The organism is Paenibacillus graminis (genome assembly GCF_000758705.1).
Taxonomy (GTDB): domain Bacteria; phylum Bacillota; class Bacilli; order Paenibacillales; family Paenibacillaceae; genus Paenibacillus_AQ; species Paenibacillus_AQ graminis.
The window spans coordinates 1433484-1459067 of the sequence record NZ_CP009287.1; the positions used below are offsets into that span (position 1 = coordinate 1433484).

23 protein-coding genes are annotated in these 25584 nt (G+C 51.8%); 18 read left to right on the plus strand and 5 right to left on the minus strand.

From position 1 onward, the window contains the following. Positions 1-730: 730 nt before the first annotated feature. The 13 genes from PGRAT_RS33040 to PGRAT_RS34000 all read left to right on the plus strand — a co-directional run bounded on the left by PGRAT_RS33040 (position 731) and on the right by PGRAT_RS34000 (position 16436). Positions 731-901 carry a hypothetical protein gene (locus tag PGRAT_RS33040; RefSeq protein ID WP_155990506.1) on the plus strand — a complete coding sequence of 57 codons (171 nt, stop codon included), beginning with the start codon at positions 731-733 and terminating at the stop codon, positions 899-901. Between the two features lie 28 nt (positions 902-929). Beyond that, on the plus strand, positions 930-1490 hold the full coding sequence (locus PGRAT_RS06120; protein ID WP_047171579.1) for a P-loop NTPase family protein: 561 nt from the start codon (positions 930-932) through the stop codon (positions 1488-1490). Between the two features lie 7 nt (positions 1491-1497). After that, the gene (locus PGRAT_RS06125) at positions 1498-1806 is read left to right on the plus strand and encodes a hypothetical protein (protein ID WP_025707836.1); all 309 of its coding nucleotides are present in this window, start codon (positions 1498-1500) and stop codon (positions 1804-1806) included. A 406-nt stretch (positions 1807-2212) separates the two neighbouring features. Beyond that, entirely contained in the window at positions 2213-4039 is a 1827-nt protein-coding gene (gene abc-f, locus PGRAT_RS06130) for a ribosomal protection-like ABC-F family protein (protein ID WP_025707837.1), read from the plus strand. A 124-nt stretch (positions 4040-4163) separates the two neighbouring features. Then, positions 4164-4592: a hypothetical protein gene (locus PGRAT_RS06135; protein ID WP_025707838.1), complete on the plus strand. Its 429-nt coding sequence runs from the start codon at positions 4164-4166 to the stop codon at positions 4590-4592. Positions 4593-4613: 21 nt separating this feature from the next. After that, positions 4614-5099 (plus strand): hypothetical protein, encoded by a 486-nt coding sequence (locus PGRAT_RS06140; RefSeq protein ID WP_025707839.1) that lies wholly within the window; start codon positions 4614-4616, stop codon positions 5097-5099. 212 nt (positions 5100-5311) lie between these two features. Further along, entirely contained in the window at positions 5312-10939 is a 5628-nt protein-coding gene (locus PGRAT_RS31480) for a chitobiase/beta-hexosaminidase C-terminal domain-containing protein (protein ID WP_052415696.1), read from the plus strand. A 904-nt stretch (positions 10940-11843) separates the two neighbouring features. Continuing rightward, positions 11844-12530 (plus strand): YjgB family protein, encoded by a 687-nt coding sequence (locus PGRAT_RS06150; RefSeq protein ID WP_042266209.1) that lies wholly within the window; start codon positions 11844-11846, stop codon positions 12528-12530. Between the two features lie 45 nt (positions 12531-12575). Next, positions 12576-13730: a winged helix-turn-helix domain-containing protein gene (locus PGRAT_RS06155; protein ID WP_025708940.1), complete on the plus strand. Its 1155-nt coding sequence runs from the start codon at positions 12576-12578 to the stop codon at positions 13728-13730. 85 nt (positions 13731-13815) lie between these two features. Continuing rightward, positions 13816-15090 (plus strand): MFS transporter, encoded by a 1275-nt coding sequence (locus PGRAT_RS06160; protein WP_025708942.1) that lies wholly within the window; start codon positions 13816-13818, stop codon positions 15088-15090. Positions 15091-15295: 205 nt separating this feature from the next. Next, positions 15296-15880 carry a histidine phosphatase family protein gene (locus PGRAT_RS06165; protein WP_025708943.1) on the plus strand — a complete coding sequence of 195 codons (585 nt, stop codon included), beginning with the start codon at positions 15296-15298 and terminating at the stop codon, positions 15878-15880. Between the two features lie 32 nt (positions 15881-15912). Further along, positions 15913-16152, plus strand: a complete 240-nt coding sequence (locus tag PGRAT_RS33995; RefSeq protein WP_025708944.1) for a hypothetical protein — start codon at positions 15913-15915, stop codon at positions 16150-16152. Continuing rightward, positions 16149-16436, plus strand: a complete 288-nt coding sequence (locus PGRAT_RS34000) for a hypothetical protein (RefSeq protein ID WP_025708946.1) — start codon at positions 16149-16151, stop codon at positions 16434-16436. The genes PGRAT_RS33995 and PGRAT_RS34000 overlap by 4 nt, the downstream gene beginning before the upstream one ends. Here the strand turns inward: PGRAT_RS34000 and PGRAT_RS33045 are convergent. The 3 genes from PGRAT_RS33045 to PGRAT_RS06185 all read right to left on the minus strand — a co-directional run bounded on the left by PGRAT_RS33045 (position 16433) and on the right by PGRAT_RS06185 (position 18746). Beyond that, entirely contained in the window at positions 16433-16588 is a 156-nt protein-coding gene (locus PGRAT_RS33045; RefSeq protein WP_155990555.1) for a hypothetical protein, read from the minus strand. The genes PGRAT_RS34000 and PGRAT_RS33045 overlap by 4 nt on opposite strands. 7 nt (positions 16589-16595) lie before the next feature. Next, the gene (locus tag PGRAT_RS06180; RefSeq protein ID WP_025708948.1) at positions 16596-17720 is read right to left on the minus strand and encodes a stalk domain-containing protein; all 1125 of its coding nucleotides are present in this window, start codon (positions 17718-17720) and stop codon (positions 16596-16598) included. A gap of 129 nt (positions 17721-17849) precedes the next feature. Next, positions 17850-18746: a LysR family transcriptional regulator gene (locus PGRAT_RS06185; protein WP_025708949.1), complete on the minus strand. Its 897-nt coding sequence runs from the start codon at positions 18744-18746 to the stop codon at positions 17850-17852. A 122-nt stretch (positions 18747-18868) separates the two neighbouring features. Between PGRAT_RS06185 and PGRAT_RS06190 the strand changes: the two genes are divergently transcribed. The 4 genes from PGRAT_RS06190 to PGRAT_RS06205 all read left to right on the plus strand — a co-directional run bounded on the left by PGRAT_RS06190 (position 18869) and on the right by PGRAT_RS06205 (position 21361). Further along, positions 18869-19540 carry an O-methyltransferase gene (locus tag PGRAT_RS06190; protein WP_025708951.1) on the plus strand — a complete coding sequence of 224 codons (672 nt, stop codon included), beginning with the start codon at positions 18869-18871 and terminating at the stop codon, positions 19538-19540. A 139-nt stretch (positions 19541-19679) separates the two neighbouring features. Further along, on the plus strand, positions 19680-20264 hold the full coding sequence (locus PGRAT_RS06195; RefSeq protein WP_025708952.1) for a sigma-70 family RNA polymerase sigma factor: 585 nt from the start codon (positions 19680-19682) through the stop codon (positions 20262-20264). Continuing rightward, positions 20254-21012 carry a DUF3600 domain-containing protein gene (locus PGRAT_RS06200; RefSeq protein ID WP_025708954.1) on the plus strand — a complete coding sequence of 253 codons (759 nt, stop codon included), beginning with the start codon at positions 20254-20256 and terminating at the stop codon, positions 21010-21012. The genes PGRAT_RS06195 and PGRAT_RS06200 overlap by 11 nt, the downstream gene beginning before the upstream one ends. 169 nt (positions 21013-21181) lie before the next feature. Continuing rightward, positions 21182-21361: an aspartyl-phosphate phosphatase Spo0E family protein gene (locus tag PGRAT_RS06205; RefSeq protein ID WP_025708956.1), complete on the plus strand. Its 180-nt coding sequence runs from the start codon at positions 21182-21184 to the stop codon at positions 21359-21361. Here the strand turns inward: PGRAT_RS06205 and PGRAT_RS06210 are convergent. After that, complete coding sequence (locus PGRAT_RS06210; RefSeq protein WP_025708957.1) at positions 21335-21910, minus strand: TetR/AcrR family transcriptional regulator; 576 nt, start codon at positions 21908-21910, stop codon at positions 21335-21337. The two genes, PGRAT_RS06205 and PGRAT_RS06210, sit on opposite strands and share 27 nt — an antisense overlap. 240 nt (positions 21911-22150) lie before the next feature. On the opposite strand from PGRAT_RS06210, the gene PGRAT_RS06215 reads away from it, so the two are divergent. Next, on the plus strand, positions 22151-23383 hold the full coding sequence (locus tag PGRAT_RS06215; protein ID WP_174469022.1) for an MFS transporter: 1233 nt from the start codon (positions 22151-22153) through the stop codon (positions 23381-23383). 69 nt (positions 23384-23452) lie between these two features. On the opposite strand, the gene PGRAT_RS06220 is transcribed toward PGRAT_RS06215, so the two are convergent. Further along, the gene (locus tag PGRAT_RS06220) at positions 23453-25513 is read right to left on the minus strand and encodes a methyl-accepting chemotaxis protein (RefSeq protein WP_025708959.1); all 2061 of its coding nucleotides are present in this window, start codon (positions 25511-25513) and stop codon (positions 23453-23455) included. Positions 25514-25584: the final 71 nt, after the last annotated feature.

Sequence of the window (25584 nt, forward strand, 5' to 3'; positions counted from 1 at the left end):
AAATGGAAAAAGGAAGCCTAATTGGGAGATATTCTCGTCCACCGGCGGAATGAGCTGAATTAGTGTAACTTTTTCCACTTCACCTGCGGAAAACCGGGTTTTTGAGCAGACGGGCTACCCTTTTTCCACTTGGAGTTGCCGAATGGTTCATGGGGAGTTTTTCTCCAGGTAAGGCTGGACTGAAATCCAAGACGTCAAAACGGCTGCACTGTCCCGTGAAGGACGGCGCAGCCATTTTGCATTTGTTCTCGTATTGGAAATTAAGTATTTTTCGGCTGGGGGTAAGTGTAAGGAGATAAAGGCCTTGATCTAGAGCACGGCGGTTGCCCCGGGAACAACGGCAGAAATGCCGTTGATAAAGCGCCTGCGGCGGGTAGCCGGGAAACAACGGCAAAAGTGCCGTTGTTAAAACCCAAAAGGGTGTGGTAGATGAGATTAAGAAGGCTTTCTGCAGGTTGAAATGAGAGGGGATAACAAGTTAAGTCCATTAGTTTAACCTTTAGTGGGCGACATATCACCTGTAGGGTGATTTTGTTCTAATTAGTTACATCTGCTTCATTCCGGCAGGAATTACAGGATAAATATTGAAGTTATTGCATGACAGTAGGAAATTTGCAGCAGCCATAGAAATGCAGCGTACGCTGTGAAAAAAGGATGATACTGAACATGCCAATGGATTTTCACGATAGCGTAATAAGCAGAGTTATACTTCCAGAACGGCTGATAAGCGTTGGCCAGGCTGATAAGGGAATACGCAGAGCGTAAGGGAAGATCCATACTGCATGAATTGACGGTGAGAGAACTGGTAGAGCTGGTCAGCTTCCTGAAGGAAAGACTCGGTACTGTGCGGCCGATCGAGGAAAAAGACAGATGGACCGTCCGGGTTGCTGAGAAACGGTAAGCATGGGCTGTTACATGGGTAACAAGGGATGGTGATTGAGATCCGAATTAGAATCATTGGGGGCTGCGGAAGCGGGAAATCCTATACGGCCAGGCAGCTATCCAGGCATTATGGGGTTCCCTGCTTTGAAACCGATAATTTTGTATGGGACAGAAGTGCTCCAAGCCGCCGGAACACACCGGAGGACAGGGATGCTCAGTTCGCGGAAACCGTGGCTATGGACTCATGGATCATTGAAGGCGTACATTATAAATGGGGAAGCGAGAGCTTCCGGCAGGCGGATTACATTGTGCTGATCAGACCTAACCGGGTCGTCCAGGATTGGCGGGTAGTACGGAGGTTCGTCAAGACAAGGCTTGGCCTGGAGCAGGGGAATTACAAGCAAACCTTCAGGAATCTGTATGAGATGCTGTTTAAATACAACAGGGATTATGAGCGGGTGGATTTGCCCAGAATTATGACTCTGACGGAAGAATACAGGCACAAGCGGATAATTGTCAAAAATAATCAGGAAATTTTGCATTGGTTCGGCCGATACAATGATGGGGTTGAAGCTGAAGACAGCGTTCCTCTGCAGATGGAAAGGTGATGGAGGTATGGGCAAGCTGGCAGCGTTTGTGCTGGAAATACTGCGGATGTGTCTTTTACTGTTACTAACGATCGGTCTTCTTGGCGGTCTGGAATATGCCGTATTTAAGCTGTTATATGGCTGGACAATATATCCCGGAAGCGCTGCGGTGGGGAATATTATTTTATTTTTTGTGCTGTACCGTAACTATTGGCAGTTCAGGGGCTGGTTTAAGTCAGACAAAAATCAGAGACTGGGGCAGCATCTGACACGGAGCTTAGTCAGCCTCTCTCTGCTGCTGATTCTGCTGCCGTTTGCCGTACCGCTGCTAAATTAATTCATTATGGGAGACTTTAAATATAACAGTTCTAATCCTTGATTCTGCAAATGGCATCGACTATGCTGTAAGTATTAGTACATTTCGGACAACTACGGAGGTTCACCCGACTGATGAATAACTAACACGTTTCCTGCTCAAAAGACCATTAACCAGTGATGTGCTTATGCACAAGCCACGGGACGCCTGTTAGGGGTGTACGGTCAGGGATACGTGTGTCGATTGGGGACCCTACGATGATTGTTGTAAAATGATGCAGCCTATAAGTTGACGGCTTGCCTGCCTTGACGCGGGCAGTACAGTTCGCTGCGCTGGTTCATAACAATCCGTTCCTCCTTCATACATGCTCTGCCGCACGCCGCTGGCTGCGGTTTTTTAGTATTTACATGGAAGCGGAGGAATGGATATGACCCTAATCAAAGTTAAAAATATACGCAAAGAATGGAATGGCATTCCGCTGTTCGCGAATGTCTCCTTTGAAATTGCGGAGGGAGAACGCGTGCTGCTCTTCGGGCGCAACGGGATCGGCAAAACGACACTGCTGCAGGGGCTGCTTGGACGGCATCCTTTCGAGGAAGGCAGCGTCTATTACAGTCTGCCGCCGGAGGAGTGGGGTGTGCTTGACCAGCAGTTGGAGATTCAATCAGATATCAGCGCATTGGATTATGTATTGTCCGGTTCGCCAGAGCTGAATGACCTTAAGCGCAGATTAGAGCGGCTTGGGTGGCTGCTCCAAGAATCAGACGGCCGGGATGAAGCACTTGTGGCCGAATACGGTGAGGTCTACGAGCGTTATTTGCAATTGGACGGATACGGCTGGGAGGCCAAGGCGGAGAAATCTCTTGGCCGGCTGAGGCTCGATGCTGCGGTCTGGAATTTGCCTTACCGCCAGCTCAGCGGGGGGCAGAAGACTAGGGTTCAGTTAGCGGCACTGCTGGCCCGTCAGCCGAAGCTGCTGGTGCTGGATGAGCCGACGAACCATCTGGATGCCGATACGTTTGTCTGGCTGGAGGAATGGGTGCGGGCTTACCCGGGGACGGTATTCTATGTTTCCCATGACCGTACCTTTATTGACCGGACGGCTACAGCCGTGCTGGAGCTGGGCCCTCAGGGTTGCCGCCGTTATCCCGGAGCCTACACGCAGTACCGGGAACAGAAGGAGATAGAGGCGCGGACACTGGCGGTGCAGTACAGGAAGCAGGAGCTGGAGAGGGAAAAGCTGCTGGAGAGCATCCGCCGGTATGCGGAGTGGTTCCAGCAGGCTCACCGCGCCGCCGGCCAGAATGATTTCCGGCGTGCAAAAGCGAAAAAGAACGTCTCCCGGCTCCACGCCAAGGAGGCGAGTCTGGAGCGTTTGGAGCTGCACCGGGTAGCGCTGCCGCAGGCCGTGCCTCAGCTAAGCATGAAATTGGAAGGTGAGGTGTTCCGGGGGGATGCTCTTCTGGATATAAGCGGTATTCGTTATGCTTACGGCGAAGGCGCTGCGCTGCTGGAGAACTTCAATCTGACGTTGCGGCGCGGGGACCGGCTTGCAGTACTGGGATCGAACGGTGCCGGCAAGTCCACGCTGCTGAAGCTGATCGCGGGCTTGCTGGCACCTGACCACGGCGAAATTCGCAGGCATCCCCGCACGCGGGTGGGTTATTTTGCCCAGGAGCTGGATGATCTGCCTCTGTCTTCAACCATTCTGGACAGCTTGCTGGAACTGCCGGGTATGACCCGGACGGAAGCCCGGACCATTCTGGGCTGCTTCATGTTCCCGGGGGAGGAGGTGTTCAAGCGGATTGGTGATTTAAGCCTTGGCGAGAAATGCCGTGTGGCTTTCCTCCGGCTGTATTTTGGCCGTGCCAACCTGCTGGTGCTGGATGAGCCAACCAACTATTTGGATATTGACACCCGGGAACAGGTCGAGGAAGCACTCGCAGCCTATCCCGGCGGACTCGTTATCGTCTCGCATGACCGCTATCTCCATGCAGCAGTAGCCAACCGTCTGCTGCTGCTGGAACGGGGAAGCAAGCCCCGGCTGTTTCCGGGTACTTACGAAGAGTATGCTGCCAAGGAGCGCAGCTTTGTACTTACACCGGATGAGCAATCGCGGGAAGGAGAAATGAAGCTGCTGGAACTGCGGCTGGCCCGGCTGATGCACAGCGAAGCCAGGGAGACGGAGCAAGAAGACCGGGAGCTGATGGCCGAAATTGTTGAGCTGCGGCGAACCATTCAACACCTGCAATAGACCCACCCGCTTCGAGGGTACGAATGGTGAAAAATACAAAAAAATACATTTAGAATAGAGGATCATGTCCTATTTTAGCGAAATCTATATTGAATACAGCTAAAAATGAGGGAGGCACTCTCAAATGAGGGACAAGGGAATCAGAATCATGGTACTGCTGCTGCTGCTATTCAGTATGGCCGTGCCAGTACAGTCCGCTTCGGCGGCGTCCAAAAGCATGAAGGTTAAAGTTACCCTGGTCAGTGCTGTACTGACCGAAAACAATCATGTGGGCAATGAATGGTATACCAAGGCATCAATTAACGGCAAAGAGGTCAGCGAAGGCTCATCTGTGGAACTGGACCTGAAATCAACAGAAAGCGTGAAGCTGAAAGCCTACGCGGAAGAGCAGGATAAGATCCCGGAGTCCGCCACAGCGACTGCTTCTATTAAAGCCTCGGCCATTACCAAAACCGTCAACAAAGCCGTGGAAGTAACTGTAGTCGAAAACCGGGGGCGGTATTCCGGAAATACGGCGACGTGGACGTTTACTTTTGAGGTGCAGAAGCAATAGAACAAACACCTAGGGGGAACGATGAAAACACAGGCATGGCTAAAAATAGGGCTGGCAGTTATTATCATTGTCCTGCTGTATCTCTGGCTGCGGCCACAGCATGTGGAACGCGAATACGAAAGTGTTATTTATTCCAACGACACCAAAATAGTAAAAAGCACAGGAACCCGTCTTACGGGTGAAACTTTCCGGGGACTGCTCCTGTTTACCAAAAGTACATTTAGCGGTACACTCACCGTAGACGGGGATCTGTATTATAAGGTGAAGCTGAAGGATAGCGGAGGCTACTATCTGGGAGTCCTGACGGATTTTAATGCCGATTACTCCACACGTACAACCGGGGTGATTACTGCCTCGAAGAACCTGGACCGGTTCTGGATTACGCTGACCGATCTGGATAAGCGCTACGGCCTTGGGCATGATGAGGGGAATATTTCCGGTCCTGCGAGTACGCTGGAAGAAGCGAAGCAGGTGAGAAAAGACATTTTGGCTGCACACAGACCTTAATTTCTAGAGCATTCTAACGGAGAAATCCGTTGAATGCTCTTTTTTTATGCTCAGGAGACGGGAAAATTGCCCCTTAAAATAAAATTTTGTAATTCTTATTTTTTAATATAAAAATTAAAGGAATTATGCCGAAGGCTGTCGAATTATGGAATCGTTAAAGGGTTTACATCCCGGGCCATCTTAGATTTATTAAAATTATTGGAGGCAGAATTATGAAAAGGAGCTTCAACAATTCAAGACATTCGCTTATCGGAATGTTCCTGCTTGGGATTGCGGTGTTTTTCTGTATACGTCCGGCAGATTTGTACGCAGCGGGTCCTACACCGGACAATTTTACAACAACGAGCTATAGCAGCTTGCCATCAAATGCAATGTCAGCGATGGCTTACGGCAACAACGTGTATATCGCAGTCGGCTATTACGGGGCCATTGTCAAATCGGCAGATGCCGAAACCTGGGTGAATGTAAAAACCAAAGCCGACATTAATTACACGGGTGTGACGGCTCCGGGTTCTTTTACTTTTAACGGGGCGGCTTATGGAAATGGTTTATTTGTTGTTACGGGAAGCGAAGGGGTGATTCTAACCTCTCCGGACGGTAACACGTGGACTCAGCGCAGCTCGGGAGTCACTACTGGAATCTGGAGTACTGAATTTTTAACTTTTAATGGAAGCAGCGCCTTCTACGCAACAACACAAGGGAAGCTGCTGACCTCACCGGACGGGATCAGCTGGACTCCAATCGTTCCAACGGGCGTGGACTCCTCGCTCACGTTAACCAAAGTTACCGTAGGAAACGGCGGCACCCGGTTAGCCGTAGGGGGGGCCAACGGAAGAATTTACTCCACCACGAATGGCACGGCTTGGACCTCGGCCCAGCCCTCAACCGACGAAGGGCAGTCCATTGGCACCAATATGCTGACCTGGATGAATGACCGCTATTATATTTCAGATCCTAGGGCCTACATTTGGACCTCTACGGATCTCTCCACATTTACGCTGCTAGGCCCTCCTTTTAAACAAAATGCCTCTCAACATAACAACCAGATGTTCAATGGCTTTTACGATGGTACCAAGTATTACATGTTCGGTTATGAGTCTCCAAACTATGGAGCAGTGTATACATCGGCGAACGGAACCACTTGGACCATGCAGCCGTTCAAAAATTATTTTGTTACGCAGAACGCACGTTTTCTGAACGGAAAGTACTTTCGCTTGGGCAATGAGGGAATGCTCGTATCCTCAGATGGCGCAGATTGGCGCTATAAATGGGGAGGAGTTTTTACAGAAATTGTTCATGGCAGCGGCTCGCAATATGTTGCGGTTGGGAAAACAGGCGGCGACGGGGCGATCTGGAACTCGACGGATCTTGCAGATTGGAACCAGGTAACGTTGTCCACGAGGACGACAGGTTTCACTGCAGCTGCATACGGAAATAACACTTATGTCGCAGCCGGGGAGACGAATCAGACGACCACAGCGCTGGCCACCTCGCCGGACGGATCCACCTGGACGCTGCGCAGCAGTATAAATGATTCGACCTCTATCACGGATATCGCTTTTGGCAACGGGAAATTCGTTGCGGTAGGTTCCGGGGCGGGAGGTCCGAAAATAAAAACGTCGGCGGACGGTATTGCCTGGCATGAGCCCACTCTGCCCGCGCAGTCCATAGACGCAGTGTACTCTATTGCTTATACCAATAATCAATTCATTGCTCTGGGATATGGCTATAGTGATGAAGGTTATTTGAATGCTGCCAGCATCTGGACATCTCCGGATGGGGAATCCTGGTCTAACCGCTCTGGGACATACCCCAATCAGACGGACGGTTTCAATAACCTTTTGTATGATGGAAGCAAATATGTTTTGACCGGTTATGATTCAAGCACGTATGAGGTGTTTTCCCGTTCCAGCGATGATCTAATCACTTGGAGCAGTCCTACATTAACAGGTACGTATACCAATTTTTCGTCTTCAGCCATGCTGGGGCAAAAAGGGAATAACCTTTATATGCTGGTCTATGACAGCAGCAATAATCCAGTAGTGTATTACACTGCTGACCATGGTTCGACCTGGCAAAATGCCGGTGTGGACATGTCTTCCATTGATCCGAATCTGATTTATTCGCTGATGGAGGCGAATGGAAGAGTGATTCTTTCGGGGAATTCACAATTGGTTATGACAACAACGGGTACCATGGCGCAGGCCGAAGCGCCAACAGCGAACCCGGCCGGAGGTGCGGTGGCATCAGGCACGACAGTTGTGCTGAGCAGTTCGACGAGCGGAGCGGCGATCCACTACACGCTGGACGGCAGCGTGCCGACGGGGAGCAGCCCGGCGTATAGCGGTCCGATTCCAGTCACGAGTGCAGTGACGATCAAGGCCATCGCCGTGAAGGCGGGGATGACGGACAGTGCCGTTATGAGCGAAGCGTACACGATTATGGCGCAGGCCGAAGCGCCAACAGCGAACCCGGCCGGAGGTGCGGTAGCACCGGGCACGACAGTTGTGCTGAGCAGTCCGACGAGCGGAGCGGCGATCCACTACACGCTGGACGGCAGCGTGCCGACGGGGAGCAGCCCGGCGTATAGCGGTCCGATTCCAGTGACGAGTGCGGTGACGATCAAGGCCATCGCCGTGAAGGCGGGGATGGCGGACAGCGCCGTTATGAGCGAAGCGTATACGATTATGGCGCAGGCCGAAGCGCCAACAGCGAACCCGGCCGGAGGTGCGGTAGCACCGGGCACGACGGTAGCGCTGAGCAGTCCGACGAGCGGAGCGGCGATCCACTACACGCTGGACGGCAGCGTGCCGACGGGGAGCAGCCCGGCGTATAGCGGTCCGATTCCAGTGACGAGTGCGGTGACGATCAAGGCCATCGCCGTGAAGGCGGGGATGGCGGACAGCGCCGTTATGAGCGAAGCGTATACGATTATGGCGCAGGCCGAAGCGCCAACAGCGAACCCGGCCGGAGGTGCGGTGGCATCAGGCACGACAGTTGTGCTGAGCAGTTCGATTAGCGGAGCGGCGATCCACTACACGCTGGACGGCAGCGTGCCGACGGGGAGCAGCCCGGCGTATAGCGGTCCGATTCCAGTGACGAGTGCGGTGACGATCAAGGCCATCGCCGTGAAGGCGGGGATGGCGGACAGCGCCGTTATGAGCGAAGCGTATACGATTATGGCGCAGGCCGAAGCGCCAACAGCGAACCCGGCCGGAGGTGCGGTGGCATCAGGCACGACAGTTGTGCTGAGCAGTTCGACGAGCGGAGCGGCGATCCACTACACGCTGGACGGCAGCGTGCCGACGGGCAGCAGCCCGGCGTATAGCGGTCCGATTCCAGTCACCAGTGCGGTGACGATCAAGGCCATCGCGGTGAAGGCGGGGATGACGGACAGTGCCGTTATGAGCGAAGCGTATACGATTATGGCGCAGGCCGAAGCGCCAACAGCGAACCCGGCCGGAGGTGCGGTGGCATCAGGCACGACGGTAGCGCTGAGCAGTCCGACGGGCGGGGCGGCGATCCACTACACGCTGGACGGCAGCGTGCCGACGGGGAGCAGCCCGGCGTATAGCGGTCCGATCACAGTCACGAGTGCAGTGACGATCAAGGCCATCGCCGTGAAGGCGGGGATGACGGACAGTGCCGTTATGAGCGAAGCGTACACGATCTCTGCTGAGCCGGAAACGGACAGTGTCATTAGCCCGGTGAGTGCCGTTTTTGACAAAAAACAGACCCAACAGGCCGATGTGAACATTGAATTAACATTGAATGGAAATACCCTTGCTGGAATCTCAAACGGGATAGCGAATCTTACTGCAGGAACGGATTATACGCTGTCCGGCAGTACGGTAACGATCTCTAAAGCGTATCTCGCATCTTTGGCGACAGGCACCACCAGCTTAACCTTCAGATTTAGTGCAGGAGCAGCGCAGACTTTGGAAATAACAATTACCGACACAACGGTTCCAGTTCCCGGAGTCCCCCTTCTGCAGTCCGCAGTATTCGGGAATGCTCAGGTCCAATTAATCTGGACACCTGTAGAGGGCTCAACCGGGTATAAAATCTTCCAAAGACTGGCTGACGCGGAATACGGCAGCGAAGTCGGTACCGTAAGCGGGTCTGTCTACAGCTATAATGCGGTGAACCTGATGAATGGAACAACCTATTATTTTGTAGTCAAAGCAGCCAATGCTGAAGGGGACAGCGCTGCCTCCAATGAATTAAGCGCTACTCCAAAGACGGCTCCGGGAGCACCAGCCAATGTAACAGCCGTATCCGGAAATGAACTGGCGGTGGTCTCCTTTACGGCCCCTGATTCAGACGGAGGCAGTCCAATTACCGGATATGAGGTGACCTCCTCACCGGGAAATATTGTTGCTTATGGAACCGCAAGCCCCATTACGGTCATTGGACTCACTAACGGGACGGCGTACACTTTTACGGTAAAAGCGGTCAATAGCGCAGGCAGCAGCGCTGCCTCCGCCCTGTCGAATGCGGTAACGCCAGTCGCCCCTTTCAGCGGCGGCGGAGATACTTCTCCTGCTGCGCCTGCTGTACAGCCTGTAGCGACAGTACCACCGGCGGCCACCGGGTTTGATATTCTTGTCAACGACAAGGCAGAGAATGCCGGTACAGTTGTAACGGGCAGCGTAAATGGACAGACGGCTCTGACTGTAGTCATCGATCAGGCCAAGCTGGAAGAAAAGCTTGCCGCAGAAGCCCAAGGCGCTGTAATTACGATTCCGGTAACGATGAAATCGGATATTGTCATTGCCGAGCTGAACGGTCAAATGGTCAAAAACATGGAAGACAAACAGGCAGTACTAGAGTTGAAAAGTGAAAATGCAACCTACACTCTGCCCGCCGGGCAAATCAATATGGATGCGATCCGAAGCCAGTTCGGTACCGCAGTTGCATTGGGAGATATTAAAGTCAAACTTGAAATTGCTGCTCCTAAGGAGGATACGTTAAGAATTGTAGGAAACTCAGCAGTCCAGGGAGGGTTCACGTTGGTTGTACCACCGCTCAATTTTGTGGTGCGGGCCGAATATGGCGGTCAAACGATTGAAATATCCAGATTCAACGCTTACGTAGAACGGCAGATTGCACTTCCGGATGGGGTGGACCCGAACAAAATTACCACAGCCATCGTAGTGGAGCCCAATGGATCGGTAAGACATGTGCCAACCAAGGTTACTACGATGGACCAAAAGTATTATGCAAAAGTGAACAGTCTGACCAACAGCACCTACTCGATCATCTGGCATCCGCTTCAATTCAAGGATGTGGCCGGCCATTGGGCCAAGGATATCGTAAATAACATGGGCTCGCGGCTGATTATTGACGGTACCGGAAATGGGTTGTTCGATCCCGATGCCGATATTACACGCGCTGAATTTGCCGCTGTTATCGTACGCGGACTGGGTCTGAAGCTGGATAGCAGCGCCGCTTCATTTGCGGACGTGAAGGCCGGAGCCTGGTACAGCAGCGCGGTTCAAACAGCCTATGCGTACAATCTGATCAATGGTTTTGAAGATGGTACTTTCCGTCCGGCGGATAAGATCACCCGGGAACAGGCGATGGCGATCATTGCCAAGGCGATGAAGCTTACCTCGTTAAAAGACAAGCTTCCGGTCCAATCGTCAGCAGAGCTGCTGAGTCCGTTCAAGGATGCCGGCAAAGTCTCACACTGGGCGCAGAGCAGCGCTGCGGACAGTATTGCGGCTGGCATTGTCTCAGGGCGCAGCGCTTCAGAGCTGGCACCTCAGGCGTATATTACAAGAGCTGAGGTTGCTGCTATTATTCAAAGATTGCTGCAGAAGTCCAATCTGATATAACTAAAATCCACCCTAACACCTCCGGCTGCTTGGCAGCCGGGGTGTTTTTTTTCTACATATAAGCCAGGACTTCTATATTTTGGGGAAGCGAGGCTTACCCGAATTTAATTTGTATAGGAATTATGATTTCCCTATCTTGTGGATAAGGTGTGTATAAAATTGTGGGTAAGTCTACGTGGATTCAGCGGATTCACCCAACGGGGGGAGGTTTGTAGGATATGATTGCCTTTTTTCAACTGGCGGTGAAGCGGGTGAGCAGTGCTATAGAGATTGAACTTGAGATTTGTCTCTTCATGTGGGATAACCACCATGGATTCTTTGCATGACTGCACTTCGTGCAGTAGAATACTTATGGTTCTGCGTCGAATCGCCTTCTGAGATCTTTCTTTCAGGATAGAATGCGAGTTATGGCCTAAGTAGAAAGAGATTTGCATCGGACTCATATCGGCATCCGCCTCCGCATCGGACGGGCCTGCCTGCATCCATTCCTGCTTTTTTAAGTTCAAATTATTTAGTTGGAAAAAGGGAGCTTATTGCTCTCCAAAATCAACAATTGTGAAGTTATAGTGGAAAAAGGAAACTTAATTGGGCAATATTCCTTCGTCAGGGGCGTATTGAGCCGGATTAGTTAACCTTTTTCCACTTCGCCTGTGGAGAATAGGGTGTTCCAGCAAATTAGTGACCCTTTTTCCACTTGGAATTGCCGAACGATTCAAACAGGCCTCCAGGCAACGCTAAACTGAAATCCAAAACGGCTGTCATAATCAGTCAAGGACGGGGAAGCCGTTTCTGCTTGGCCCATTGGACAATCGTTTATTGCTGCAACCTTTACTTACAGCCAGCCGTCTGAACTAACAGCCGGTCTAAACGGAGAGACTAACTTTCTCAAGGAGATGACAACAATATGACAACCTCATTGAAAACAATAACCGGAATTCTAATATTAGCGGGTATGCTGGGCCTTACCGGCTGCAGCTCTGGCAGCAACGATGCTGCAACTGCTTCACCGTCAGCGGCTCCGGCATCGGAAGCCCCGGCAGCCTCGCAGCCGGCGGCAAGCAGCTCCTCAGCACCATCCGCACCCCCGGCGGAAGCATCGTCTACCGCTTCGCCCAGTGCTGCCGGCGGAGGGGCTTCCTCAGCGGCAGTATCTCAAGACAGCCGCAAGCTGCTTGAAGTGCTCCTTCAACTGGCCGGGGAAGGCAAAGTGCCTGGCGTGGAGTATGCCGCACACACCGGATTAATTGACGATGTGGAGGCCGCCTGGGGCGAGCCGGATACCAAAGAGGCTGCGGGCAAAGGGATATACGCAACGTACAGCAAAAAACATGTGGTCTTCGGCTTCAACAAAGGCAGCCGGATATTTGATGTCCGCTCCAGTGCCGCCGATCTGCAGAAATTGACCCTGAAGGAGATTGAAGCTGTGCTCGGCAAACCAGAGAATAGAGCCGTGAACGGCGGCGATAAAATCTATATGTATCAGGCAGGCAAGCAATATGAGCTGAAATTTATCATACCGGATGCCTCGGGTACGGTGGATCATATCTCCGTATTTTCTGAACAGGATTCAATTAACAATATGGCCGGATAAGCTATAATACTTCCATGGACTTATCCTTGGAAAAGAGGTTCGGGTATGCATCTTGAATTAAACAACAGCGAATACAAAGTTATAGCAGACGGGATTACGGTTACACTGCTGCCCAAGGAGTTCGCTCTTCTGCAGTTTCTGTACCGCAATGTTGGACGCACCTTCAGCCGGGAGCAGCTGCTGGACCACGTCTGGCCGATGGAGTATCCGGTAGAACGTACGGTCGACGACCATATCTACCGCCTGCGCAAAAAGCTGCACGTCCTCAGCGGCCTGGACATCAAGACTGTCCGGGGGTTTGGCTACAGTCTTGCCGTTCCGGGTACACCTGCCGGTGTAGCCCTAAATCCGGCAATGAATGACCCGGAGCTGCGGGAAACTATGCGCAGCGTATTTTCCAAGTTTCATGTATACGGCCAGGGCAAATCCATGGTAACACTGGCGCGCCAGCAGGATATACTTGGCTATGAGCTGGACTCGGTGTATACCATGGTCATTCATTTTGTGCAGGGAGATTTGGAATGGCTGCTGCATACGGATGAAGTTCCGCTCAAGGAACGGCTATTTTATCTGATGATCTTCTACTTTTTATCCGGTGATCCCAAGGAGCGGCTTGCCTATTGCGAGCAGGTGATTGAGAGGAAGCTGTTGTACCCTAACTATCAGCTGGAGCTGGAGATTCTCACCATTCTGGACTTGTTCACCCTTGCGGGACAACCGGAGCGGGCCTTGGAGCGTCTGAAACGTTCTCATCAGGTGATTGCTGAGCTTGGTTATGACAATTTCATTCCTGTGACGTTGATTACGGAGCTGTTCGTGCATCTGGTGGCCGGCACCGGGGAGGAGGAGCTTAAGCGGATGGACGAGGCGATTGGAGTCGTCCTGCAGGAAAAGCCTTTTCTCCGGGAGATCGGAAGCTATAAAGTGGTGAAGGGACTCTGGTGTTTGCGGCTGGAACAGTGGCGTGAGGCAGAGAACCTGCTCAGTGAGGGTCTGCAGGTGCTGGAGATGTCCGGATTCATTCCCTTGCGTCTATATGCGCTGTACCGGATTGTGCATTATTGCCGTATGTTCCCGCCCCCAAAAGCGCTGCAGCATAAATATGAAGAAATTTTTGTGGCAGAGCTGGAACAATCCGGGCTGAAGCGGTTCAACCCGTCTCTGGAGGACACCCTGCAGCAGATCTTGAAATCCCTCTGATTATTCTCTGACAATTCTCCGTTACAGTAGGATCATACGAATGACCTGTTCTATGATTCTAAATGCAATCCTGGAGGAATGACAGATGGAAGCTTCCGTCAAGCAGGAGAAAAGCCTGCTGTACAACAAAGTGTATATGCGCGTGTACAGTGCCTACGCCACAGCAGCCTTCGGGGATTGGTTCGATTCGCTGGCGATCCAGGTCCTGGTGGGCTACCGCTGGCATGCCAGTCCGCTGATGCTGGCGCTGATTCCGGTAGCGGTGGCGCTGCCAAGCGTTCTGCTCGGCTCCGTGGCCGGAGTGGCCGCCGACCGGCTGAACAAGCTGAAGCTGATGCGCATATGTGATCTGCTTACTGCGATCCTGACCGTACTGGTGCTGTTCGCACCCAACATGGTGTGGCTGCTGCCGCTGCTGGCGCTGCGCTCGGCGCTCTCCACGCTGAATGTTCCGGCCCAGCAGTCCATGACCCGCAGCATCGTCAGAGAGGATCAGCTGCTTCAGGCCACCTCGCTGAACGGGATCGTCAACCAGGGCTCCAAAATCGCCGGTCCCCTGCTGGGGGGTGTGGCGCTTACGCTGCTCAGTCCGCAGTGGTGTATCCTACTGAATGCCATATTCCGGGCAGGTTCTTATCTGCTGCTGCTCTCCGTAAAGAACATCCATACCGGGGATGAACACCCGGCGGTGGAGGTGCAGGAAGGACGGGTTCCGCTGCGCATGATGTGGGCGGAGGGCTGGGGGGTTATGCTGCGCAGCAGACTGCTGCTGCATACGATGCTCTTTGGACTTACGGGGGCGCTGGCAATCCAGATCATTGATTTTCAGTTCACCAGCCTGTTTCGCGTGATATCACCGTTGAATGAATCGCTGCTGGGCTGGATGGTTGCGGCATCCGGGGCCGGAGCCGTATCTGTTATACTGCTTCTGGGCAAGTTGAAACCGGGAACCAGCTATGGACTTCGGCTCGGAATGGGTTATGTGCTGATAGGCGGGGCCGTAGGGGGGCTTGGCCTGCTTCAACCGGGGGCTTCTGTGATTTGGGTGCTGTTGTTCGGATGGATACTGGGTCTGGGGAATGGAACCTTCTTCGTGACCTTCAATTATTGCCTGCAAAAAGAAACCCCGCCCCACATGACCGGCCGCATCTTCGGCATCCAGAGCAGCATACTCGGTCTGGTGATGATTACAGCGCCTCTTCTGGGAGGCTGGCTGGTTGAGGTGGCCGGACCCGGCCGGATCTTCATGAATTTTGGTATGATTCAAGTACTGCTTGGGCTCGTCGGAGTGCTTTTTGGCCGGGTGCTCTGGCCTGAAGCTAAGCGGGAGAGCGTGCAGCCTATGGTGGAGCACAGTTGATTTGGCCAGGAGACACGGGTAACTGCAGTGTACAGGTAATTCGGCCTTGTTCAAGCCAATATGGCCTTTAACTGCAGTTCATGCAACCCAGAGCAAGAGCAGCAGGAAGCCCTCAGGGGCTTTTTTCCTTTTTACATGGAGGAGGCGGTCCCGGCAGGGCGAATATGTAAATGGAGATGGTTTTTGTATTTTTCAGGAGGCTCAAATGACAACGACTACTTATATTTACATGGTGCGGCATGGAGATTCGCTCAAAACATCAGGCAATGAGAGATCCCGTACCCTGTCAGCTCAGGGTGAAAAGGATGCGCAGAGAGTAACGCAGCGGCTGCTGGATGAAGGCATAGATACCTTATACAGCAGTCCTTATACCCGGGCAGTAGATACGATTGCGGGCCTGGCCGGGGCGCTGGGCAAAGAGATCCATAGGGTCGAGGATTTAAAAGAAAAATGCTGGACGGAAGACGACCGTACGCTGCAGGACCCGGAGCTGTATCCTTTTCTGGAGCAAATGTTCACGGAGCCGGATTTTGTGCTGGAAGACGGCGGGGAGTCGAACCGGGTCTGCAAAGAGCGGGCTGTAAAGGCGTTGAAGGAGATCCTGCGGAATCATCCGGACGAGAGAATCGTGATTGGCACCCACGGGATGGTCATGACGCTGATGATGAATGAGTTCGCTGAGGAATACGGGCTGGATTTTTTGATGCAGACTAGCAAACCGGATATTTACCGGATGGAAATGAAGGATGGAGTGCTTAGTCATGTACAAAGAATGCCGCTTGATGACTGATACGTACATAATGAAGGGCAGGCAGGTGATCTATGAAAAAAAGCATACTGCTAATCCAGCCGGAAAATCAGAAGATGAACCGCTTCCGGAGGAAGCAGTTCAACAACTTCGTGCAGATTACGATGCCTTATTTGGCTTGTTTCATAGATGAAGCTAAGTATAAAATTACGCTTGTGGATGAATATCAGCAGCAAATCCCCTATACCCAGAAGTTCGATCTGGTGGCGATCACAGCAGCCGAACAGCGGGGGCACTGGGGATTGACGGAGTGACAGTCAGCTTGCTGACTCCCTTGCCCCGGACACCGGTGTATGCCCAGATGAAGCAGGAGCAGTGTCTGCTTCACGAGGACTGGATTCTCTATAACGGCAAAACCGATGTGGTATTTCATCCCCGCGGCATGACCTCCGCGCAATTGTATGAGGGTTATCTTGATTTCCGGCGGCGGTTCTATTCCCTGCCTTCGTTCATCCGCCGGATGAGGGTGTCAAGAACACATCCGGTCTATAACTTTGTCATGAACCTGGGGCTATGTCTGGCGATTAAGCAGAGCTAATACGAAGCCCATTGCCGGCGTGGTGAAACGGTGCAGCCCTGACCCGGAAATGTTATCCGTGCCAGCTGATAAAAGCATGCCGTAATGGGAGTCAGCATGACCTTCCGCCCGGAATCCTCATACGGCTCCAGATGAACATGAGCGTCAATCATCGCTTTACTACTCCTTCTTCACATACTGCTCAGTGGTGTCATGGGGTTCAAACCGGATCGTATCCGGGACCATTCCTCCACTGCCTGCTTTGTAGTCCAGCATCAATGTCCCCATACTCTCCCCCATTCCAATACTTACATTGGTCTCCGCCTTCAGCTTGCCATTCACCACTTTATAATGGGTGACTGCCCCGATTCCTGCCTGTGTACCGAAATGCTCCAGACCCCCGTCTCCTGCCCGTCCGGGAAGCCGTAAGGTAACCTTGGATGGGGCAGCGCCTGCAAGCTCAAGGCGTACCACAACATCGCCGTTGTCCAAGGTGATTCTGGAGGAGACAACTGCGGCGGCTGCCTTTTCCGCTGCCGGTACCGCAAGCTCTTGCCAAGCTTCCGGCTTGACCACATGAACCTCTTCAAGAGACATGCCGGTCCCTGTGCCGAGGTTGAATATCACTGTAGCCTCCGGCTTGCCGTCGCCATCCACATCAGCATAGTACAGTTCGGGCGGATACGATACTTGTCTGGGAGCTTCCCACTGGAAGCTGTGTTTTTTGCCGTTCACTTCGAGTATGAACCCTTTATAGGTACTGCCTTCCTTCCGGGCCGCATACAGCTTGACCTTACCGGAGCTAACCGCTGCAAGGGGTTCCTTGAGGACCCGCTTGGATGTACTGACATCTCCTGATGTAATGGATACGGTATCTCCGGAAGCTGCAAGCTTGGCTACCGCTCCGGTAAGCAGGTCAACGGCCCCCGCAGACACATACACATGCCCCTCCTTGAGAAGGACTGGACCCTCTAGCTTGTCTTCATAATCTCCGTCAGTCTGCGTATATTGAACCTGCATGGCTGAACTGCCGGGTGACAGAACCGAGCGGGAGCTGTTAGTGGTTAAGATGAGTTTCTTGTGTGCATTATCCCATTTCAATTCTACCGGGTAATATTCCAGCAGCGCTCTGGCCGGAACATACAATATCTCGCCGGAATGAAAAGGGTGAAGCTTAGGCAGAACGGGCTGGCCGTCTACCGACAGTGTTAACGGTGCAGCTGCGGATACTGAATCTATAGTTGGAGCTGCCGCACATCCGGCGATTAGCAAGGCGAGAGCGGAAGCGGTCAGTATTTTTTTCACAGAATAACCTCCAGAGTCTAAAAGTTCCAATCTATTCAATTATACTGTATATCTTCCGCTCTGAGGACACGATCCGTTAACAATAAGAAGACAGGAATGTTACGTTTATGCAAAAAAAGAGGCCGTACACTACAGTTCCGGCGGAAAGCTGCGGCAGATGTCAATAAATTGCTGCAGAGCTGCGGGCACGGATTCATGGCTTCGTGTACAGATGGCAATATGATTGCTTAGCTGAATGCCTTCTACCCGCACCCGGGCGAGCCGCTTGTGTTCCACATATTCCCGGACAGCCAGAGAAGAGATAAAGTTGGCACCGTATCCGGCCATGACCGAACGGATGGCTTCGCCCAGACCGCTGAATTGCAAAGTAACCTGCGGCGGCTGTAAACCATAGGTAACACACAGCGAGACAAGGCGTGCCCTGGTTGAGCTGCCTTCCTCACGCATAATAAACGGCTCCAGCATCATCTCCGGCAATGACACGGTACGGCCTGCGTAAGGATGGGAAGGGGACACGACGAACCACAGCTCATCCTCAAAAAGCTCCAGCCAGTCGACATCCTCCGGTTTATCCTGTGCTCCTCCTCCATAGAAGGCAACATCGGCTTCATGGCGCTTCAGTTGTTCAAAAGCCTGCTGGGAATTGGTTGTTGTGATCTCCATTTCTATCTCTGGATGACAGGCTTTGAACTTCGCAGCCCAGCCCGGAACCAGGAAATTTGCGGGAAGATAAGTGGCGGCAATGCGGAGCTTGCCTTTTCTGCCGTGGCGGTAGTCCTCTACAAACTCATCAATTTGCTCCTCATAGGTGAAGAAATTGCCGGCCTGCTTAGCCAGCTCTATTCCAAAGGGGGTAAGCGAAACTCCTCGCCCGCTGGGGTTGAACAGGGGCAGCCCCAGATCCTTCTCGAATTTCTTGATCTGGCTGGTCACTGCCGGCTGGCTGATATTCAGCCGGGCTGCCGCCTTCGTGACGCTCCCGGTCTCGGCCACATAATAAAACAGTCTCAGGGCATGAATGTTCATAAGTATCCCTTCTTTCATAACTTAAATATATGTAATACATAAAAACATATATTGGTATTATAATTCATTGTATCTTATATTAAAGCCAGATCCAACACACAACGTTAAGGAGGAATACTATCATGGGAGAGATAGACACATGGAGCAAGGTCGATGGGTATTTCAATAGCAAGCTGCTGGCAGCCGATCCGGTGCTGGATACTGTGCTGGATGCGAATGCAGGCGCCGGTTTGCCGGCAATTGATGTTGCTCCGAATCAAGGGAAGCTGCTGTATCTGCTGGCCAAGATGACAGGGGCGGCAAATATTCTGGAGATTGGCACGCTTGGAGGTTATAGCACCATCTGGCTGGCCCGGGCCTTGCCCGAAGCGGGCAGACTGGTCTCACTGGAATACGAGCATAAGCATGTCGTGGTGGCGGAGGATAATCTGAGACTGGCAGGATTAGCCGATAAAACGGAGGTAATTGAAGGCCCGGCGCTGGAGTCTCTGGCAGCGCTGGAAGCGCGGGGGGCTGCGCCTTTTGACTTTATTTTTATCGATGCCGACAAGCCCAATAATCCGCACTACCTGAAGTGGGCGTTGAAGCTGGCCTGTCCGGGAGCGGTTATCGTGGCGGACAATGTTGTCCGCGGCGGTGAGGTGGTTCAGGCGGACAGCAAAGATGATCGGGTGCAGGGTATTCGTCAATTTATGGATCTGCTGGCTGCTGAACCGCGGGTAGAAGCAGTTGCATTACAGACCGTAGGCAGCAAAGGATACGATGGATTTGTACTGGGATTGGTCACAGCATAACAATACCCCGCAGAACTGGACGGAAAAGCTGTCTTTAGTCTGCGGGGATAGTGTTGTGCAGGCTTTTTTACAAAAATAAATCGAACGGTATGGGCATTTCCTTCCAATATATAGTGTAAGCCTGAGGGGGGGATGGCGGATGGAGGCTCAAAACGAATATTCGCAGCTCATAACGCGCACGCTGGCCGGCAGCCGTGAAGCCTATGGTGAATTATACGAAGCGACCATTCGGGATGTCTACAGGACCGTGCGTTTCCTCGTTTCCGAGCCTTCTGATGCGGATGATGTGGTGCAGGATATCTATCTCGAGCTGCACCGCTCGCTTGCGCAGTATGACGAAGCCCGGGCGTTCAGACCTTGGCTGATGGGATTGGTGCTGCGGCAGGTTCAGGCATACCGGCGAAAAGGATGGAGACAGCTCCGGATAAGCAAAAAAGCGCAGCAGACTTGCGAGATCCAGGATGCTGATTTTGCCGGAGAAGTCATAGACAGGCTATCCAGCCGGATGCTGATGGATAAAGTGAAAAGTCTGCCATACAAGCTGAGGCAGGTCATTGTTCTGCACTACTTGCAGGAATATTCCCAGGAAGAGGCCGCCGCCATTCTCGGTATCCCGCTGGGAACTGTTAAATCCCGCATTCATGCTGCACTGCAGAAGCTGCGCCGGAAACAAAAGGCTGACACCATTAGAATAGGGAAGGTGGAGGATCTGCATGAGTCTTGAAGAGAACCTGCGGCGGACGCTGCAAGCTGAAACTGAAGGCTGGAGCGCCCCACCGGAACTGAAGGGGAAGATCCTTGGCAGGATTGAACCCGGACAAGGGGGCAGGCGCATGAAAAAATGGCTCATAGCTACGATACTGGCAGCATCCTTGGTGATTCCGACCGGAGCGTATGCCGGATATCATTATTTGGCTGATTCTATGTACGGTTCGCAGGAGAACTTCATTCAAAACGGAGGAACGCTGGAGCAATATGAGCAAATTGAAGCTAAGCTTCAGCAGGCAAAGCAGAGTCTGAGCGAGGAAGACTTCAATGCAATGACCACCCTGTTGCAGAAGATCAGCGGCTTCAATCTGCAGATTGTGGATGCTTCAGGGACGCTTCATCCCGAGAAGCTGAGTGCAGAGGACCGGGAACGCTATAACCGGTTGGGGGCAGAGCTTGAGCCCTATTTCGGCAAATTGAAGAATCTAGAAGCACCGCAGCAACCGGTGGAGCAGATGGACCCCGACACATTCTGGGACCAGCAGCTTGCCAAAGCGCAGCAGACCTTCAGTGGCGGGGAACTGGATGAGGTCCAGCGGTTAATTGGCGAATTGAAAGCTCTGAATGCCAAAGTAACCGACCCGGATGGCAGCATTCATATGGACCGGTTTTCAAAGGACGACTTGAGCAGCCAGGCCACGTTGATTGAAGAGCTGAACCCTTATCTAAAGAAGCTGGGCATTTTGCTTAAGCCAAGCTCATAAGGCAAAGGGCTTCTACATCAGGGAAGCAGCTTCAACTCAAAAATAAACAGATAAAACCACCGGAAAGGCGTCACCTTGCATTCCGGTGGTTTTTCATTCAATGCTGCAATTCTCTCAACGTCCTATAATTTAACATAACCTTCTAAACTACCTAGGGGAGGTTATGTTCATGAACAAGCTTGAAGCCATTCAGCAGCGCATCGAAGCAGAACGCAAGAAGCTGAATGAGATGGAAACAACCTATGGGCTGCTGCATCCGAAAGTGATCAGGCAATCCATGAAGCTGGATACCTTAATTAATGAGTATACCAAGGAAGAATCGCTACGCACTGACCCCTCCGAAAGCTAATGCCAACAGCTTTTCTACGAATTCTCCATTGAGTGTGTCCCCTGTAATCAGCAGCCGGTAGAATATCGGTCCATACATTAGATCAATACTGCAATTTACATCCAGATCTTTTTTCAGTTCCCCCCGCAATACCCCGCGCTCCAGCAGTTGTCTGGCCTCCTGACGGCGCGGTGCGAAGAATCTCGTCCGGTAAGCCTCAGCAAGGCCGGCATCGAATTGTCCCTCCCCGATCATCTCCGTAATGACCTTTCCTTCGCGGCTGTACAGAAAAGCGGCAAGGTTCGTAGCATGGATTCTAATATCCTCCTTAACGGAACCCGTATCCGGCACAGGAAGCCGGGCGGAAGCGGCGGACAGATACCCGTCAATGACCACGGCCGCTTTATTGGGCCACCATTTATAGATTGTCGCTTTGCTGACTTTTGCCCGTTCCGCGATCTTCTCTACCGTCACGGCGCCAAAGCCCGTCTCCAGCAGCAAATCATAGGATGCTGCAAGTATGGCAGCCTCGGCCTCATTATTGCGCGGCCGCCCTCTTTTTTTATCCATCATTAATAACCTCCTGATCGAATATACCCTTGCCATATTCCGGTTCGCTCTGAGAAACTATACGTTCATTATACAAAAATATACATGGAGTTAGCCAGCCTGACGAAGGATAAGCTGTTAATTACAGATTTTATAAATAAGTTTCAAATTGCCTATTTACAAAACTGTACGTTCAGTATATCATAAGGACATAAATTAATGAACTATACGTTTAGTATTTAAATGAAGGGTGGAATTCATATGAACCAGGTAAAGCAGGCAAGCCGGGGAATAAACGTGAAACATGCGCAAGAAAGCACAGCGGGTAATGCAGTCCCTGGCTGGATCACTTTTCTGCTGGCCGCCTCCTGCGGACTTATCGTCGCCAATCTGTATTATGCCCAGACGCTGGTTGGACCGATCAGCGCAGCTACTCATCTCTCCTCTGGAGCTGCGGGGCTGATTGTGACGCTGACCCAGATCGGTTATGTTATTGGACTGCTGTTCGTGGTGCCGCTAAGCGATATTATTGAAAACCGCCGCTTGACTGTGACCTCGCTGGCAGTTGTGGTGGCTGCACTTGTTGCGGCTACGCTTGCTCCCAATGCACCGTTGTTTCTGGCTGCATCCTTGTTTATTGGCCTCGGTTCGGTAGCCGCACAAATTCTGGTGCCGTATGCTTCCTATCTGGCCGCTGAAGAACACCGGGGCCGGGTCGTGGGCAATGTGATGAGCGGATTGCTGCTGGGAATTATGTTCGCCCGCCCGCTGGCCAGCTTTGTCTCCGGCCTCTGGGGCTGGCATGCGATCTTTGCCATCTCTGCGGTAGTGATCGCGCTATTGACGATTCTGTTATCCCGTGTGCTTCCTAAACGCCAGCCTACACCAACCATGAACTACGGTGGATTGATCCGTTCGCTGGGAACGCTGCTGAAGAACACCCCGGTGCTGCGCCGCCGGGCGCTGTATCAGGCTAGTCTGTTTGGAACCTTCAGCTTGTTCTGGACTACCGTTTCTTTGCGGCTGGCTGATGCGTATCATCTGAGTCAGCAGGGAATTGCCTTGTTCGCCTTGGCCGGTGTCGCCGGTGCGGTTGCTGCTCCTATTGCCGGAAGATTAGCGGACCGGGGTTGGACCAGACCTCTGACAGGGCTTGCGTTTGTGCTGGCGGCAGCAGCCTTTTTAATCGCTTATCTGTTTCAGGATGACTCCAAAGTAACGCTGGGGCTGCTGGTTGTGGGGGCAATTATCCTGGATATGGGAGTTTCGGGGAACCTGGTGCTTGGACAGCGGGCGATCTATTCCCTGGGCAATGAAGCAAGAGGACGTTTGAACGGATTGTTTATGGCCATTTTCTTCATAGGCGGAGCTATTGGCTCTTCTCTGGGAGGCTGGGCATATGCGTATGGCGGCTGGGGATTGACTTCTTTGATCGGGCTGGCTTTGCCGGTATTGGCCTTCTTGTACTACTTAACGGAGAAAAAACAAGTGTAAGCGGCAGGGTCTTGTTAAATAGAGAAAGCAGCGATCCTCCATGCTGGAGAACCGCTGCTTTTTTTCTTTTTACACTACCCGAAATTTAGAGGCTGCCTCTGCCAGACTTTTCGAGAGCTGATCAATTGTTCCCACCATCTCAGCCAGCTGATCAACGGCAGAGGATTGCTCCATCATAGTAGCGGTAACTTCTTCCACCGATGCGGAAACCTCTTCTCCTGTAGCTGACAGGCTTTGGGCTGAATCGAGAACCTCGTCCTTATCCTTTTGCATATGGGCAATTTCATCCGCCATCGACTGGATTTGCACGGTGATGTCTGTGATTTTATCCAGAATCGTCTGGAAGGCCGTTTGAGTTTGTCCTACCAGCTGATCCTGCTCAGCAGAAATATGATTAATCTCCATTACGCTATCATTATTTTCGGCGACAAACGCCAGGTTTTGCTGAATAATCTCATAAATTTCGTTCGATTGCTTCGAGCTTTGCTCAGCGAGCTTGCGAATCTCGGAAGCTACTACGGCAAAACCTCTTCCATGTTCACCGGCTCTTGCAGCTTCAATTGAAGCGTTTAGCGCAAGCAGATTGGTCTGGGCGGCAATCTGATTTATTGCCCCGGTAATATTGCTGATGCTGTTGGAGCTGTCTTGAAGTTTAACGGTGATGGCCGAGATTTTTTGGACTTCCTGTTCATTTTTGCCGCTGATCTCAATCAATCCTTCGACGACTTGATTGCTGGCATGGAAGACTTGGGTGATTTCTTCAGCTCTTTGTCTAACGGCTTGCGCGTTGTCATTCATTCCGGCAAATTTCTCACTGAACCCGTAGAACTTATTGACGATCTGCTCGGTATCATTGGATTGAAGCTCCATCGCCTGGGCTATCCCCATTGAGGTTACTGAGGTTTCATTAACCGAACGGGCGGCCTGTTTGGAAGTCTCCTCCAGCTCATGGGTGCTTGTCTTAAGTATGGTAATCGAATCGTTCATATTGGTAATAAGTGCTTTATTTTGCTGGACCATGATATTAAAGCTGTCCGCCAGATCCTTGAACTCACTTTTATAGCTGCCATCTGCGGTTACCGTCAAATCTCCCGTAGCCAAAGTTTTGAACCGTGAGGTTAATGTAACCACAGGTTTGGTAATAGAACGGGACAGCAACAGCCCGAAACCAATGGCAACCAGCAGGGCAACGACAGTTACAATCAATATCTTCATTAACATATCCTGAATAGGGCGTTTAATATCGTCGTAGGAATCAATAACGGATATGGTAAGGTCAGCCTTGGGAATTTTATTGATTCTCAGATACTCAGTGGCCCGTTCGGTCGTCTGGATATCCAGCTCATCCGTGGCCCGGGTAGCCAGTAAAGACTTGATCCCCGGTTCTTCACCGATGTCCAGCCCAATGCGGGCCGGGTCGGAGGAATTATACAATACAATCCCGCCCCGGCTTAGAACCTCAATGGTGCCTTTGCCGTTAATTTGAATGTTGCCCAGTTTATCGAGGAAGAAGTCACTGGCTACTGTCATGGCCAGGACGCCCAGAACTTTGCCGTCGGCGGATTTGACCGGTTGGGAGAACACCAGCAGCAGTTTGTTGTTGTTTGATTTGGATACAATGGCGTCGCTGATAAACGATTTTCCTTTAAAGGCTTCTGTGAAATATTCCCGGTCAGCCCGGGACTGCCCCAAACTCTCTTTATTGGTTCCTGCGACGATAGTCCCCTGCGAATCCAATACAAGCAAGGAGTCATTTCCTCCCTGCAGACTATCCTGAAGGATGGTGTTCGCTTTACTGAAAACGGGATTCTCTGAGGACAAGAACGCTTGATCCGATAATGTCTTTTGTTCTCGAAGCTCTAGTAGCTCTTTGAAGGTATTATGCACGGAAATGACATAAGAGATTTGCTCCTCAAGCTGCATCGCAGTCCACAGTCCCTCGCCTATACGGTCACTATTTGCATTAATTTCATCCTTGCTCTTGCCGAGCAGCAGGTCCGAAGAAAACAAATAGACCGTCACTGAAGTAGCCAGAAGAACTACAGCCACAAGTAAGCTTAATAGAACGGGAAGCTTAACCTTCAGAGAGATGTTGCTTATTTTATTGGATACTTTGTTTGCTTTCCACATGTTGTTTTTCTCCTCTGCTTTGTATAAGTTACTCACATGATTACGTTTATATATCGGCTGCAAATTTACTT

What these genes read in the sequence shown, in the direction of transcription:
- PGRAT_RS06120 (WP_047171579.1), top strand. Translation starts at nt 930, where the DNA reads ATGGTGATTGAGATCCGAATTAGAATCATTGGGGGCTGCGGAAGCGGG.
- PGRAT_RS06125 (WP_025707836.1), top strand. Translation starts at nt 1,498, where the DNA reads ATGGGCAAGCTGGCAGCGTTTGTGCTGGAAATACTGCGGATGTGTCTT.
- abc-f (WP_025707837.1), top strand. Translation starts at nt 2,213, where the DNA reads ATGACCCTAATCAAAGTTAAAAATATACGCAAAGAATGGAATGGCATT.
- PGRAT_RS06135 (WP_025707838.1), top strand. Translation starts at nt 4,164, where the DNA reads ATGAGGGACAAGGGAATCAGAATCATGGTACTGCTGCTGCTGCTATTC.
- PGRAT_RS06140 (WP_025707839.1), top strand. Translation starts at nt 4,614, where the DNA reads ATGAAAACACAGGCATGGCTAAAAATAGGGCTGGCAGTTATTATCATT.
- PGRAT_RS31480 (WP_052415696.1), top strand. Translation starts at nt 5,312, where the DNA reads ATGAAAAGGAGCTTCAACAATTCAAGACATTCGCTTATCGGAATGTTC.
- PGRAT_RS06150 (WP_042266209.1), top strand. Translation starts at nt 11,844, where the DNA reads ATGACAACCTCATTGAAAACAATAACCGGAATTCTAATATTAGCGGGT.
- PGRAT_RS06155 (WP_025708940.1), top strand. Translation starts at nt 12,576, where the DNA reads ATGCATCTTGAATTAAACAACAGCGAATACAAAGTTATAGCAGACGGG.
- PGRAT_RS06160 (WP_025708942.1), top strand. Translation starts at nt 13,816, where the DNA reads ATGGAAGCTTCCGTCAAGCAGGAGAAAAGCCTGCTGTACAACAAAGTG.
- PGRAT_RS06165 (WP_025708943.1), top strand. Translation starts at nt 15,296, where the DNA reads ATGACAACGACTACTTATATTTACATGGTGCGGCATGGAGATTCGCTC.
- PGRAT_RS33995 (WP_025708944.1), top strand. Translation starts at nt 15,913, where the DNA reads ATGAAAAAAAGCATACTGCTAATCCAGCCGGAAAATCAGAAGATGAAC.
- PGRAT_RS33045 (WP_155990555.1), bottom strand. Translation starts at nt 16,588, where the DNA reads ATGATTGACGCTCATGTTCATCTGGAGCCGTATGAGGATTCCGGGCGG.
- PGRAT_RS06185 (WP_025708949.1), bottom strand. Translation starts at nt 18,746, where the DNA reads ATGAACATTCATGCCCTGAGACTGTTTTATTATGTGGCCGAGACCGGG.
- PGRAT_RS06190 (WP_025708951.1), top strand. Translation starts at nt 18,869, where the DNA reads ATGGGAGAGATAGACACATGGAGCAAGGTCGATGGGTATTTCAATAGC.
- PGRAT_RS06195 (WP_025708952.1), top strand. Translation starts at nt 19,680, where the DNA reads ATGGAGGCTCAAAACGAATATTCGCAGCTCATAACGCGCACGCTGGCC.
- PGRAT_RS06200 (WP_025708954.1), top strand. Translation starts at nt 20,254, where the DNA reads ATGAGTCTTGAAGAGAACCTGCGGCGGACGCTGCAAGCTGAAACTGAA.
- PGRAT_RS06205 (WP_025708956.1), top strand. Translation starts at nt 21,182, where the DNA reads ATGAACAAGCTTGAAGCCATTCAGCAGCGCATCGAAGCAGAACGCAAG.
- PGRAT_RS06210 (WP_025708957.1), bottom strand. Translation starts at nt 21,910, where the DNA reads ATGGATAAAAAAAGAGGGCGGCCGCGCAATAATGAGGCCGAGGCTGCC.
- PGRAT_RS06215 (WP_174469022.1), top strand. Translation starts at nt 22,151, where the DNA reads ATGAACCAGGTAAAGCAGGCAAGCCGGGGAATAAACGTGAAACATGCG.
- PGRAT_RS06220 (WP_025708959.1), bottom strand. Translation starts at nt 25,513, where the DNA reads ATGTGGAAAGCAAACAAAGTATCCAATAAAATAAGCAACATCTCTCTG.